This window comes from Helcobacillus massiliensis (assembly GCF_033106145.1).
GTDB classification, from domain to species: Bacteria; Actinomycetota; Actinomycetes; order Actinomycetales; family Dermabacteraceae; genus Helcobacillus; species Helcobacillus massiliensis.
Window position 1 is genome coordinate 690947 of record NZ_CP136959.1, and the last position, 13760, is coordinate 704706.

14 protein-coding genes are annotated in these 13760 nt (G+C 69.0%); all 14 read left to right on the forward strand.

Features of this window, described 5'->3' with window-relative positions:
- The first annotated feature begins 8 nt into the window (after positions 1 to 8).
- A complete protein-coding gene (lysA, locus tag R3I40_RS03235) occupies positions 9 to 1421 on the forward strand; it encodes a diaminopimelate decarboxylase (RefSeq protein WP_183373890.1) in 1413 nt (470 codons plus the stop codon).
- Positions 1422 to 1449: 28 nt separating this feature from the next.
- Positions 1450 to 2778 (forward strand): homoserine dehydrogenase, encoded by a 1329-nt coding sequence (locus tag R3I40_RS03240; RefSeq protein ID WP_239375048.1) that lies wholly within the window; start codon positions 1450 to 1452, stop codon positions 2776 to 2778.
- A gap of 2 nt (positions 2779 to 2780) precedes the next feature.
- The gene (gene thrC / locus R3I40_RS03245) at positions 2781 to 3863 is read left to right on the forward strand and encodes a threonine synthase (RefSeq protein ID WP_239375046.1); all 1083 of its coding nucleotides are present in this window, start codon (positions 2781 to 2783) and stop codon (positions 3861 to 3863) included.
- Positions 3860 to 4789, forward strand: coding sequence for a homoserine kinase (gene thrB / locus R3I40_RS03250; RefSeq protein ID WP_183373896.1), 930 nt, complete (start codon positions 3860 to 3862; stop codon positions 4787 to 4789). The genes thrC and thrB overlap by 4 nt, the downstream gene beginning before the upstream one ends.
- Positions 4790 to 5014: 225 nt before the next feature.
- On the forward strand, positions 5015 to 7042 hold the full coding sequence (gene rho / locus R3I40_RS03255; RefSeq protein ID WP_239375044.1) for a transcription termination factor Rho: 2028 nt from the start codon (positions 5015 to 5017) through the stop codon (positions 7040 to 7042).
- 146 nt (positions 7043 to 7188) lie between these two features.
- Positions 7189 to 7404 carry a 50S ribosomal protein L31 gene (gene rpmE / locus R3I40_RS03260; protein WP_183373900.1) on the forward strand — a complete coding sequence of 72 codons (216 nt, stop codon included), beginning with the start codon at positions 7189 to 7191 and terminating at the stop codon, positions 7402 to 7404.
- 148 nt (positions 7405 to 7552) lie between these two features.
- Entirely contained in the window at positions 7553 to 8599 is a 1047-nt protein-coding gene (gene prfA, locus R3I40_RS03265; RefSeq protein WP_396349487.1) for a peptide chain release factor 1, read from the forward strand.
- Positions 8592 to 9566 carry a N5-glutamine methyltransferase family protein gene (locus R3I40_RS03270; protein ID WP_239375042.1) on the forward strand — a complete coding sequence of 325 codons (975 nt, stop codon included), beginning with the start codon at positions 8592 to 8594 and terminating at the stop codon, positions 9564 to 9566. The genes prfA and R3I40_RS03270 overlap by 8 nt, the downstream gene beginning before the upstream one ends.
- A gap of 12 nt (positions 9567 to 9578) precedes the next feature.
- A complete protein-coding gene (locus R3I40_RS03275; RefSeq protein WP_259923226.1) occupies positions 9579 to 10382 on the forward strand; it encodes an L-threonylcarbamoyladenylate synthase in 804 nt (267 codons plus the stop codon).
- Positions 10379 to 11503 carry a glycosyltransferase family 4 protein gene (locus tag R3I40_RS03280; protein ID WP_259923225.1) on the forward strand — a complete coding sequence of 375 codons (1125 nt, stop codon included), beginning with the start codon at positions 10379 to 10381 and terminating at the stop codon, positions 11501 to 11503. Before R3I40_RS03275 ends, R3I40_RS03280 begins: the two co-directional genes overlap by 4 nt.
- On the forward strand, positions 11490 to 11927 hold the full coding sequence (locus R3I40_RS03285) for a Cg1360 family ATP-synthase-associated protein (RefSeq protein ID WP_239375036.1): 438 nt from the start codon (positions 11490 to 11492) through the stop codon (positions 11925 to 11927). The genes R3I40_RS03280 and R3I40_RS03285 overlap by 14 nt, the downstream gene beginning before the upstream one ends.
- Before the next feature lie 159 nt (positions 11928 to 12086).
- Entirely contained in the window at positions 12087 to 12896 is an 810-nt protein-coding gene (atpB, locus tag R3I40_RS03290; RefSeq protein ID WP_221187078.1) for a F0F1 ATP synthase subunit A, read from the forward strand.
- Positions 12897 to 12968: 72 nt separating this feature from the next.
- Complete coding sequence (atpE, locus tag R3I40_RS03295; RefSeq protein ID WP_183373912.1) at positions 12969 to 13199, forward strand: ATP synthase F0 subunit C; 231 nt, start codon at positions 12969 to 12971, stop codon at positions 13197 to 13199.
- A gap of 23 nt (positions 13200 to 13222) precedes the next feature.
- Positions 13223 to 13759: a F0F1 ATP synthase subunit B gene (locus tag R3I40_RS03300; protein WP_183373914.1), complete on the forward strand. Its 537-nt coding sequence runs from the start codon at positions 13223 to 13225 to the stop codon at positions 13757 to 13759.
- Position 13760 lies beyond the last annotated feature (1 nt).

Here is a 13760-nt window from a genome sequence, read left to right on the forward strand (position 1 = left end):
GGAGACCCATGCGCGCACACGAAGCCGGAGCCCTGCACGGCAATGACGCAGCCCCCACCTGGCTGCCCTACCCGGCTGATGTCAACGCCCTCATCCCGGGCCTGTTCTCCCAGCAGACCCGCCGCGGCGACGACGGCGCTCTGGAGATCGGCGGCGTGAGCGCCCACGCCATCCTCCAGCAGGTCGGCTCACCCGCCTTCGTCATCGACGAAGAGGACTTCCGTGCTCGCGCCCGCGCCTTCAAGGATGCGTTCGAAACCGCCTTCGCACCCCTGAACGGCGCCCATGTCAGCTACGCCGCGAAGGCGTTCATCGCCACCCGTATCGCCCGCTGGATGGCGGAGGACGGCCTCGGCCTCGACGTCTGCACCGGCGGCGAAATGGCTGTCGGACTGCGCGGCGGCATGCCCGCCGACCGCATGACCCTCCACGGCAACAACAAGTCCGACGCCGAGATCGAACGCGCGCTCACCGAAGGCGTCGGCCGCATCGTCATCGACTCCCTCGAGGAGATCGACCGCGTCGCCGACATCGCCGAGCGCCTCGGCACCACCGCCCACGTCCTGCTGCGCGTCACCAGCGGCGTGGAGGCCCACACCCACGAGTTCATCGCCACCGCCCACGAGGACCAGAAGTTCGGCATCTCCATCACCACCGGAGACGCCCTCACCGCCGCTGAGGACGTCCTCAAGCGCCCCAGTCTCCACCTCGACGGGCTCCACTCCCACATCGGCTCGCAGATCTTCGACACCCACGGCTTCGAGGTCGCCGCCCGACGGGTCCTCGCGCTCGTCAAGCGCATCCAGGAGACCACCGGCCGCACCTGCGAGCACCTCGTGCTCGGCGGCGGCTTCGGCGTCATGTACAACACCCAGCACACCCCCTCCACCCCGACGGCGCTCGCGGACTCCCTCGCCGAGATCATCCGCATCGAATGCACCGACCTCGACCTCCCGTTTCCGGTGCTCGGCTTCGAACCCGGCCGCGCCATCGCCGGCCCCTCGACGCAGACGCTGTACACCGTCGGCACCACGAAGATGGTGGAGCTCGGCCCCGCCCAGCGGCGCCTCTACGTCTCGGTCGACGGCGGCATGAGCGACAACATCCGCACCGCCCTGTACGACGCCGACTACTCCTGCCTGCTCGCCTCCCGCACCTCTGATGCGGAACCGGCCGTGGTCAGGGTGGTCGGCAAGCACTGCGAAAGCGGCGATATCGTCGTCAAGGACGAGTACCTGCCCGCCGATGTGCACCGCGGCGACATCATCACCGTCCCCGTCACCGGCGCCTACTGCTACTCGCTCGCCTCGAACTACAACCACGTTCCCCGACCCGTTGTCGTCAGTGTGGCCGATGGCGAGGTCAGCCCCATGATCCGGCGCGAGACCGAAGACGACCTCCTGGCCCGCGACCTCGGCTGACACCCCAACCCAAGGAGACGAAGACCCCATGACCCAGAACGCATCCGCACTCCAGCCGCTCAAGATCGCCGTGCTCGGCGCCGGCACCGTCGGCACCGACGTGATCCGCCTCCTCGGTCAGCACCCCAAGGACTTCGCGCACCGCGCCGGCGCACCGCTGGAGATCATCGGCATCGGTGTGCGCGACTCCTCGAAGGACCGCGGCCCCCACGTGGACCGCTCCCTCATCCGCGACGACCTCGAAGCCCTCGTCGAAGAGGCCGACATCGTGGTCGAGGTGATGGGCGGCCAGGAGCCCGCCCGCTCCCTGATCCTGCACGCCCTCGAGAACGGCGCCAGCGTCATCACCGCGAACAAGGCGCTGCTGGCGACCGACGGCCCCGCCCTGTACGAAGCTGCCGACCGCCACGGCGTGGACATCTCCTTCGAAGCCGCCGTCGCCGGAGCCATCCCGCTGATCCGGCCCCTGCGCGACTCCCTTGCGGGGGACCGCATCGAGCGCGTCCTCGGCATCGTCAACGGCACCACCAACTACATCCTCGATGCCATGACCCGCACCGGGCAGAGCTTCGACGACGCCCTCGCCGACGCTCAGCGCCTCGGCTACGCCGAAGCGGACCCGACCGCCGATGTGGAGGGACAGGACGCCGCCGCGAAGGCATCGATCCTCGCCTCCCTCGCCTTCCACTCCCGTGTCCACCTGGACGATGTCTTCCTCGAAGGCATCACCCGCATCTCCTCCGATGACGTCGCCGCCGCTGAGCGCCTGGGCCGCGTCATCAAACTGCTGAGCGTCGTGGAGCGAGTCACCGGCGAGGACGGATCCGAGGCGATCTCGGCGCGCGTCTACCCGGTGATGCTGCCGAACGCGCACCCGCTGGCATCCGTCGGCGAAGCGTTCAACGCCGTCTTCGTGGAAGCGGAGGCCGCCGGCGAGCTGATGTTCTACGGACAGGGCGCCGGCGGCGCCCCGACCGCGTCGGCCGTCCTCGGCGACCTCGTCTCCGTGGCCCGCAACCGCGTCTTCGGAGGCAAGGAGCCCGACGAGTCCTTCTACGCCAAGCTGCCGACCGCAGGCCTGGACGCTCTCTCCAACCCGTTCTACCTGGCGCTCACCGTGGTGGACCGCCCCGGTGTGCTCGCCGACGTCGCCGGGATCCTCAGCGAGAACGGCATCTCGATCAGCACCATCCACCAGGAGGGGGCGACCGACCCGGAGGGCAGCGGCGCGAGCGCCCACATCGGCATCGTCACCCACACGGCGGGGGAGAAGGACATGCAGACCGCGCTGGAGCAGCTGCGCAGCCGGGACACCGTCACGAGCGTGGACTCGCTCGTCCGCGTTGAAGGAGAATGACCATGGCTCACCAGTGGCGCGGAGTGCTCCGCGAATACCTCGACCACCTGCCGTTCAGTGAGGACGACGCCCTTCTCACACTCGGCGAAGGCGGCACTCCGCTTGTGCACGCGCCCACGCTGAGCGACATGCTTGGTGCCGAGGTCCACATCAAGGTGGAGGGCATGAACCCCACCGGGTCGTTCAAGGACCGCGGCATGGTCTCGGCGATGACTAAGGCCGTCAACGACGGTGCGAAGGTCGTGGTGTGCGCCTCGACCGGGAACACGTCGGCCTCCGCCGCGGCGTACGCCACCCGCGCCGGCATCGGCTGCGCCGTCCTGCTGCCGGAGGGGAAGATCGCCGCCGGCAAGATGGCGCAGGCCGTGATGCACGGGGCGCGCCTGATCGCTGTGCAGGGCAACTTCGACGACTGCCTGGAGATCGCCCGCAAACTCGATGCGGCGTTCCCGGTGGAGCTGGTCAACTCCGTCAACCCGTACCGCCTGCAGGGGCAGAAGACCGGAGCGTTCGAAATCGTCGACGCCCTCGGGAAGGCGCCGGACATCCATGTCCTGCCGGTCGGCAACGCCGGCAACATCTCCGCCTACTGGATGGGATACACGGAGTACCGCGACAAGGGCATCAGCGGCTCCGTGCCGCAGATGTGGGGCTTCCAGGCCGCCGGCGCCGCACCGTTCGTGGCCGGCCGCCCCATCACCGACCCGGAGACCGTGGCGACCGCGATCCGAATCGGCGCTCCCGCCTCCTGGTCCCTCGCTGCGGATGCCCGCGACTCCTCCGGCGGCCTCATCTCCGCCGTCAGCGACGAGGAGATCCTCGAAGCGCAGTCCCTGCTCGCTTCCGAAGTCGGCATCTTCGTGGAGCCCGCCTCCGCCGCCGGTGTGGCCGGCCTGCTGAAGATCAAGCGGGAGGGCCGCACCGCCACTGGGCAGGAGCGCTCCATCCCGAAGGACTCGGTGATCACCGTGACCGTCACCGGCAACGGCCTGAAGGATACGGAGACCGCGCTGAAGAACAAGGACCTCACCCCGGTCACTGTTCCCGTGGACATCAACGCGGCGGCGAAGGCGATGGGACTGTGAGGATCGCCCACGAGCGCGTTCGCGCCCAGGTGCCCGCCACCAGCGCCAACCTTGGTCCCGGGTTCGACAGCTTCGGCCTCGCCCTGGAGCTGCGCGACGAGTACGAGCTGGAGGTCACCACCGGGGAAGTGGAGATCACCGTGGAGGGCGAAGGCGCGGATGACGTCCCCCGCGGCGATGCGCACCTGGTCGTGCAGTCGCTGCGCGCCGCTCTCGATCACATCGGCGCTGCGCAGGTGGGGATCCGCCTGCACTGCACGAACCGCATCCCCCACGGTCGCGGGCTCGGCTCGAGCGCTGCCGCGGTCGTCGGCGGGATCGTGCTGGCACGGGCACTGCTGGCGGACCCGTCGGCCCTGGACGAGCAGGAGATGCTGCAGCTCGCCACTGACCTCGAGGGGCACCCCGACAACGCCGCCCCCGCGCTGCTGGGCGGCGTCACCCTCTCCTATCTGCAGGGCGGGCGCGCGCACGCCGAACGCCTGCGGGTGGGGACGGGGGCCGACGGGTCCAGCATCCTCGACCCGGTCATCATCTCCCCGGCCGCTCCGGTCGCGACGTCGACGGCGCGGTCGCTGCTGCCCGAGGAGGTGCCGTTCGCTGATGCTGCGTTCAACCTGTCGCGCGCCGCGCTGTTCGTGCACGCGATCGCGGAGGATCCCTCGCTGCTGCTGACCGCAACGCAGGACCGCCTGCATCAGGAGCGTCGACAGGAGGCGATGCCGCAGAGTGTGGCGCTGGTGCAGATGCTGCGCCAGGAGGGTGTACCCGCCGTGATCTCGGGAGCGGGGCCGACGGTGCTCATCCCCGCCGGCGCACCGCGACACCTGGTGCGCCTCGTTCGGGACATGGTGGACGACCCCGCCCAGTGGCGGATCGCGCGCATCGGCCTGTCAGGCGGCGGTGCACGCACTGTGCTACTCTGAGGGCGCGCTCGGGATCTCTCCCGGCGGGCCATCCCTTGTCATAGGTCTGAACGCCCGCGAGTTTCAGCGCACTGCACCACGAACCATGTCTACTCGGTGGTGAATTCTCAGAGGAATCCCCTGTGCCGCTGTCTGCCTGCGCGCTTCTGTTCGATCAGAGTGTGCACGCCCGCGCTCTCCTCACCGCCGAGAACCACGGGAATCGAACCTAAGGAAGGACCCCGGGTGACTGAGAACAACGCCCAGGCCGCCGCAAGCGACCTGCAGGCCAAGAAGCTCCCCGAGCTGCAGGCCATCGCCACCTCCATGGGCATCAAGAGCGTCCGCAAGTACCGCAAGGGCGAGCTCATCGCAGCGATTCAGTCCGGCGGCGCCGCATCGAGCGCCCCCGCATCGCGCCCCCAGGCCTCGGACTCCGGCGCCCCCGACTCCAGCGAACGCGCTGAGCAGGACCAGGAGCCGTTCACCGCTCCGCAGAAGCCGGCCGAGAACGCCGAGGACAGCCGTTCCGCGAAGCGCGGCTCCGACAAGCGCTCCTCCGATGAGGGCACCGGCACCGACCGCGCGGGCGACGACCGCCCCCGCCGCGTGGAGGACATCCAGCTGCCCGAATCGCCGCGCACCGGCCGTGACAGCGCGTCAGCGGACGGCCGAGACTCCCACGAGGACCGCCGTGATGACGACCAGCAGGGCTCCCGCGGCCGTCGCGGGCGCGACCGTGACCGCAGCGACCGCGACGGTGATGATCGCGACGATCGCCGCAGCCGCCGTGATCGCGGCGGCCGCTCCGACCGCGACGGCAATCGCCGCGACCAGGGCGACGGCTCCCGGGACGACCGGGACAGCCGCGGGCAGGGCCGTGATGACGATCGCCGCCACCAGGACGACGAGGACGGCAAGGGCCGCGGCCGCAACCGCCAGCGCTCCCGCTCCCGGGACCGTCGGCGCCGCGGGCGCGACGGCGACCAGCAGCAGGGCGGCGGCAACGGCGGCCAGGACGAGCAGGTGAACGAGGACGACGTCCTCGTGGCCGTCGCCGGCATCCTCGACATCCGCGACAACTACGCCTTCGTCCGCACCACCGGCTACCTGCCGGGGGAGAGCGACGTCTACGTGTCCATGAACCAGGTCCGCAAGTACGGCCTGCGCAAGGGCGACGCCATCGCCGGCCAGGTCAAGGCCCCTCAGGACGGCGACGACAACAACCAGAAGAACCAGGGCGGCGGTCGCAACCAGGGCCGCGGCGGTCGTGGCGGCCGCGGTGGGCGCAACATGAAGAACGCCCACTCGAAGTTCGCCGCGCTCGTCACGGTGGACGCCGTCAACGGCATGCCGCCCGAGCACGCCCGCAACCGCAAGGACTTCGGCAAGCTCACCCCGCTCTACCCGGACAGCCGTCTGCACCTGGCGACCACCGCCGGCAACTTCACCACGCGCATCATCGACCTGGTCTCACCGATCGGCAAGGGCCAGCGCGGCCTGATCGTGGCGCCGCCGAAGACCGGCAAGACCATCATCCTGCAGAAGATCGCGGACGCCATCACCACGAACAACCCCGAGGTCCACCTCATGGTGGTGCTCGTGGACGAGCGCCCCGAAGAGGTCACCGACATGCAGCGCACCGTCAAGGGTGAGGTCATCGCCTCCACCTTCGACCGTCCTGCCGATGACCACACCACCGTCGCGGAGCTCGCCATTGAGCGAGCGAAGCGCCTGGTGGAGCTCGGCCGCGACGTGGTGGTCCTGCTGGACTCCATCACCCGTCTGGGCCGTGCCTACAACCTGGCCGCCCCGGCCTCGGGCCGCATCCTCTCCGGTGGTGTGGACTCCTCGGCGCTGTACCCGCCGAAGAAGTTCTTCGGTGCCGCCCGCAACGTGGAGAACGGCGGCTCGCTGACGATCCTCGCGACCGCTCTGGTGGACACCGGCTCGAAGATGGATGAAGTGATCTTCGAGGAGTTCAAGGGCACCGGCAACTGGGAGCTGAAGCTGGAGCGCAAGCTCGCCGAGCGCCGCATCTTCCCGGCTGTGGACGTCAACGCCTCGGGTACCCGCCGCGAGGAGGCGCTCATGCAGAACGAGGAGCTCGCGGTGATGTGGAAGCTGCGCCGCGTGCTGGCGCAGCTCGAGCAGCAGCAGGCGCTCGAGCTTCTGCTGGAGCGGATGAAGAAGACCCAGTCGAACACCGAGTTCCTGATGACGGTCGCGAAGTCCACGCCGAGCGTGCCCCGCGGCTCCGCCAACGGGGAGTGAGCTTCACCCGCGTCACCGGTGTAACGAGTCTGACAGGCCCGCTCGGTGACGCGGTCCGCCCCGCCGTGGGACAATGAACGACGGTTCTGGTTCACGAGCCGCCCCTGCGACTCGACCCAGCGACCCCTGACCTAAGGAGACACCCCATGCAGAAGGACATCCATCCTGATTACGTGGTGACCGAGGTGACCTGCACCTGCGGCAACACCTTCACCACCCGCAGCACGAAGACCGACGGCACCATCAAGGCCGAGGTGTGCTCGGCATGCCACCCGTTCTACACCGGCAAGCAGAAGATTCTGGACACCGGTGGCCGCGTGGCACGCTTCGAAGCCCGTTACGGCAAGAAGGCTGCCAAGTAGCTTGTTCGATGCGGCGCCGATCCCCCTGACAGCAGAGGGGATCGGCGCCGTTTCTCATCCCACCCGCCTTCGTCCCGTGCACCCAGGAGCCGCAGTGTTCGACGCCGTCCCCGCCCTCATCGACGAATTCCATGACCTCGAGCAGCGCATGGCGGACCCCGCGCTGCACACGGACCCGTCGGCCGCGAAGAAGGTGGGGCGCCGCTACGCCGAACTGACCCCGATCGTCACCGCCTACCGCGACTGGCGCAGCGCCACCGACGACCTCGAGACCGCCCGCGAGCTCGCCGCCGAAGACCCCTCATTCGCCGCGGAGGCCGACGGGATCCAGAAGCGCCTGCCGGAGCTCACCAGCCGCCTGGAGGACCTGCTCGCCCCGCGCGACCCCGATGACGCCCGCGATGTCATCCTCGAGGTGAAAGCCGGCGCAGGCGGCGAAGAGTCCGCCCTGTTCGCCGCTGAACTGGTCCGCATGTACGAGCACTTCGCAACCCGCCGCGGCTGGGTCAGCGAGATCATCACCGAAACCTCCTCCGATCTCGGCGGCATCAAGGACCTGGCGATGTCCATCCGCACGAAGGGCTCCGTCAGCCCCGCCGACGGGGTCTGGGCGCACCTGAAGTACGAAGGCGGGGTGCACCGGGTCCAGCGCGTTCCGGTCACGGAGTCGCAGGGCCGCATCCACACCTCCGCGGTGGGCGTGCTCGTGGTGCCCGAAGCGGACGCGGCCGATGAGGACGAGATGCTGGCCGAGGAGATGGCGCCGGCGAATCTGCGGATCGATGTGTACCGCTCCTCCGGTCCCGGCGGCCAGTCCGTCAACACCACCGATTCTGCTGTGCGCATCACGCACCTGCCCACTGGGCTGGTGGTGTCCTGCCAGAACGAGAAGAGCCAGCTGCAGAACAAGGAGCAGGCCCTGCGCATCCTCCGCTCCCGCCTGCTCGACCAGGTGCACGCCGAGCAGGAGGCGGAGGCGTCCGAGACGCGCCGCAGCCAGGTGCGCACCGTGGACCGCTCCGAGCGGATCCGCACCTACAACTTCCCGGAGAACCGCGTGGCCGATCACCGCACTGGGTACAAGGCGAACAGCCTCGACCAGGTGCTCTCTGGTGATCTCGATGCCGTCGTCGATTCGCTGATGGCCGCGGACCGCGAGGCGATGATCGCCGCGGCTGGGTCGGGCGATGGCTGAGGTGCGTCTGCGCGTCGGCGCAGCGATCCGCGCCACCCGCGCGCGTCTGGAAGCAGCCGGCATCGAATCGGCGGATGCCGAAGCGCGCGCCCTCGTCTCCCACGCAGCCGGCTCCGAGCGCTCCCTTGTCCTCCTCGACGACCTGCCGGTCGGCTTCGATGCCGAGCTCGAGCGCCTCACCACCCGCCGCTGCACCCGCGCACCCCTCCAGCTGGTGCTCGGCCGCGCACCGTTCCGCCGGCTCAGCCTCGAGATGCGGACCGGTGTGTTCATTCCGCGGCCCGAGACCGAACTCATCATCGACCTCGTCCTCGCCTTCCGCGGCGACGGCGAGCGCGTCGAGCGCGCCGTGGACCTCTGCACGGGGTCGGGGGCGCTGGCCGCGTCGCTCGTGGACGAACTGCCGCGCACCAGCGTGTGGGGCATCGACATCAGTGAGGACGCCGTCGGCCTCGCCCGCGCGAACGTGGCGGCAGCCGCCCGCGCGAATACCCCAGCCGCTGCCGGCGCGACCGTCCCAGCCGCCGCTCGCGCTGCCGCCGCATCGGGTGGGGGAGGGGCCGACGGGTCCCGCCAGTGGCACATCCGCCGCGGATCCGTGACGGATCCGCAGCTGCTGGAGACCGGCGGAGCCCTCGGCGATGTCGGCACTGCCGATGTGGTGGTGTCCAATCCGCCGTACATTCCGCCCGGGGCGGTCCCGCGCGATCCGGAGGTCGTGGAGCACGATCCGCATGCCGCGCTGTTCGGCGGGGGAGAAGACGGCCTGGAGATCCCGCGGGCCGTCGCCCAGGCGGCCTCGGCGCTGCTGCGAGGCGGGGGACTGTTCGTGATGGAGCACGCCGATGTGCAGGGCGAGAGCGTCCGACGGATGCTCGAGGAGGTCGGCGGCTTCACCGCGATCCGCACCGTTTCCGACCTGACAGGGCGCGATCGCTTCCTCACCGCGCGGCGCGCCGAGAAATGAGAGGATACCGCCGTGAGCGTTTATGACATCCGGGACGAGGGCTCCCGAGACGAAGCCGTCGAAGCCGCAACCGCCGCCGTGCGCGCGGGTGAGCTCGTGGTCCTTCCCACCGACACCGTGTACGGACTGGGCGCCGATGCGTTCAACCACGACGCCGTGCAGGCGCTCCTGGACGCCAAGGGCCGCGGCCGGGAGTACCCGCCGCCGGTTCTCATCGCCGACCAGAACGTGCTGCACGCCCTCGGCGTGGACATTCCCGCCGTTGTGGAGGACCTCGCCGATGCGTTCTGGCCCGGTGCTCTCACCGTGATCGTCCGAGCCCAGCCGTCCCTGATGTGGGACCTCGGCGAATCCCGCGGCACGGTGGCCCTGCGCATGCCCGATGACGAGGCCGCGCTCGCCCTGCTGAAGCGGACCGGCCCGCTGGCCGTGTCCAGCGCCAACAAGCACGGACGCGACGCCTCCACCTCGGTGACCGCTGCAGCCGCTCAGCTCGGCGAGTCCGTCAGCATCTACCTCGACGGCGGCCGCTCCGCCGGCGGCGAGTCCTCCACGATCATCGACGCAACGGTGGAACCGCCGGAGATCCTCCGCCACGGCGCCATTGCGAAGGACACCATCATCGAGAAGCTCGGTGACATCTTCGCGTCCCCGGAACCCGTCGGCCCCGACACCGACGACGCTGAGCCCGCCGCTGCAGAACCCAGTGACGCTGAGGCTGCCGACCAGCTCTCGCCGGCCGCTGACCCAGCAGAGCAGCCCGGTGATGACGCTCAGCCGACGGCACCGGACTCCGGAGACCGCGCAGACACGTGAGGGTCTACCTCTTCCTCCTGCTCGTCTCGGCGGCCGTCACCTTCCTGGCGACCCCCGCAGCGCGACTGGTGGCACGCCGCTTCGGTGCGATGACGGCCGTCAGACAGAGGGACGTCCACAAGGACCCCACCCCCCGGCTCGGCGGCGTCGCCATGTTCGCGGGCGTCGCCGTCGCCATGCTCATCGCCTCCCGCACGAAGTTCCTCGCACCACTGTTCGCCGAGTCGTTCCAGGCGTGGGCGATCCTGATCGCCGCCGGCCTGATCTGCCTGCTCGGCGCCCTGGACGACAAATGGGACCTCGACTGGGTCACGAAGCTCGCCGGTCAGGCCCTCATCGCGTTCTTCCTCGCCTGGCAGGGCGTGCAGCTCGCCAGCCTCCCCATCGGCGGCGTCACTCTCCTCAGCCCGCGCTCCGCGCTGATCCTCACAGCGGTGGTCATCATCGGCTGCATGAACGCCGTCAACTTCGTGGACGGCCTCGACGGCCTCGCCAGCGGCGTCATGGCGATCGGCGGTGGCGCGTTCTTCCTCTACGCCTACATCCTCACCCGCGACTCCTCCTCCACCGACTTCTCCTCCCTCGCCGCCCTCATCGCCGCGGTGATGATCGGCGCCTGCCTCGGATTCCTCCCGCACAACTTCTCCAAAGCACGGATATTCATGGGGGACTCCGGGGCGCTGCTGCTCGGCCTGCTGCTGTCCGCCGCGACCATCGCCGTCACCGGCCAGGTGGATCCGGCGCAGCTGTCCACCGTGGACGTGTTCGGCCAGTTCCTGCCGATCCTGCTGCCGATCGGGGTGATGATCGTGCCGCTGCTGGACATGGTCCTGGCCGTCATCCGCCGAGTCGGCAGCGGCAAGTCGCCGTTCCACGCGGACCGCATGCACCTGCACCACCGGCTCCTTGAGATCGGTCACAGCAAGGTGGGGGCAGTGCTGATCATGTACCTGTGGACCGTTGTGGTGTGTGCCATCCTGCTGGCACCCGTCTTCTTCACCCGCACCATCGCCGTCAGCGTCGCCGTGATCGGCCTGCTCGCCGCGATCGTGCTCACCGCCGATCCCCTCTCCCGCATCCAAGCGCTGCGCGCCAGGAAAGGACAGCATGAACGCCGCTGAGCAGAACCCGTCGGCCCCGCCCCGGCTGGGGGAGACCAACATCGCACTCACCCGCGCCGCTGCGATCGGCATCGCGGTCGGTGTGGTGCTGGACCTCCTCGTCATCGGCATCGCCGCCGTCGGATTCGACCGGGCCGAGCTGTGGGGAGCGGTCCTCGGCACCGTACTCGCCCTCGTGGTGACGGTGCCGACCCTGCTGACGGCGCGCTTCGCCACCCACCGCGGCTTCGGCGCCCTCGCCTCCGCGGTGCTCGGCTCATGGCTGGTGAAGATGATCGTGCTGATCGCCGTTCTGCTGCTGGTGCGGGGCAGTGCGTCGGTGTCGATGCCGTGGATCGGAATCGCGCTGCTCGCCGGGGCGGTCGTCGCGACCGTGGTGGAGATCAGTCTTATGATGCGCCACACACCGCGACTGAACGTCTGATCTGAGACGCGGCGTCGCCGACGGGCTCTGGTATGCTCATCCGAGTGCAATCGGCGCGTCGACCGCGCGCCAGGACCGACCTCAGGCCGCACGAATCAACATCGACGTTGACGTATTGCCCAGGCAATCTCGGCCCGCAACACATGGGAGTTAGAGCTGTTGACCGCTGACGTTTCCTCGCCCGAACTCGCCGCTTCAGGCGATGAGCTCTACCACACCCCCACCCTCGGAGAGTTCTTCCCGGACGCGATCCTCTTCGCCGGCACCCCCTTCGAGTTCAACCGCGTCCAGCTGGTCCGCCTGATCATCCTCGTGGTGGTCCTGGTCGGCACCTACCTCATCGCCTCCCGCGCGAAGCTCGTCCCGGGCCGCATCCAGTCGATCTTCGAGCTCATCATCGAGTTCGTGAACACCCAGATCATCGACTCCGTCATGGGCTCCGAGCGCGGCCGGCAGTTCTCCCCGATGCTCATCACCATGTTCGTGATGATCTTCGCGATGAACCTCGGCGGCGTCATCCCCGGCATGAACCTCGCCGGCACCTCCGTGATCGGCCTGCCGCTCATGCTGGCCCTGTGGACCTTCGTCACCTACATCATCTTCGGCGTCAAGAAGCACGGCCTCGGCGGCTACCTCAAGCACGAGACGATGCCCCCGGGCGTCCCGAAGCCCATCTACCTGCTGCTCATCCCGATCGAGTTCCTGCAGGTTGCGATCATCCGCTGGGCGTCGCTGACCATCCGACTCCTCGCCAACATGGTCGCCGGCCACATGATGCTGGTCGTCTTCATCTCCCTGACCCAGGGCCTGCTGCTCAGCGGCACCTGGCTGATGGCCGTGTCGCCGCTGTCCGGCGCACTCGCCATCGGAATCTACGGCTTCGAGATCTTCGTTGCCGCCCTCCAGGCGTTCGTGTTCACCATCCTGTCGGCCGTGTACATCAACATGGCCACCAGCGACGAGCACTGATCGATCACCTCTTCTTCCCGATAACCTCACCGCCTGTCCCGGACCCGGGGCGGCAAACCGAAAGGAAACCCTGTGGAACCGACCATCCTCGCCGAGCTCACCGGTAACGTCGCGTCGATCGGCTACGGCCTGGCCGCCATCGGCCCGGGCATCGGCATCGGCATCATCGTCGGCAAGACCGCTGAGGCAACCGCCCGTCAGCCCGAGCTGCGCGGTCAGCTGCAGACCACCATGTTCATCGGTATCGCGTTCACCGAGATTCTGACCCTGCTGGCCATCGTCACCGGCCTCATCTTCTCCTGATCCGCCTGACGAGGATTCCATCCATGAACATCGCCGCGAAAGACGTTCCGGGAACAGCTCTGCTGATCCCGGCGTGGTCCGAGATCATCTGGACCCTGCTCTTCCTGGTGATCTTCGCTCTTGTCTTCATGAAGTTCATCCTTCCCAAGATGAACCGCGTGCTCGATGAGCGCGCAGAGAAGATCCAGGGCGGTCTCCAGCAGGCCGAGCAGGCCCAGCAGGAGGTCTCCCGCCTGAAGGAGACCCAGGAGCAGGAGCTCGCCGAAGCTCGCCGCGAGGCAGCCGAGATCCGCGAGGGCGCCCGTCAGGAGGGTGCGCGCATCATCGCCGAGGCGAAGCAGCGCGCAGACCTCGAGGCCGAGCGCTCCCTGGCGGCCGGTCGTCAGCAGCTCGACGCCGAGCGCACCGCCGCCGCAGCCCAGCTGCGCGGTGAGGTTGGCACCATGGCCAGCGAGCTCGCCTCCCGCATCGTCGGCGAATCGCTGACCGATGACGCGCGCTCCAGCCGAGTGATCGACCGGTTCCTCGACGACCTCGAGTCGTCTACGACCGCCAAGTGAC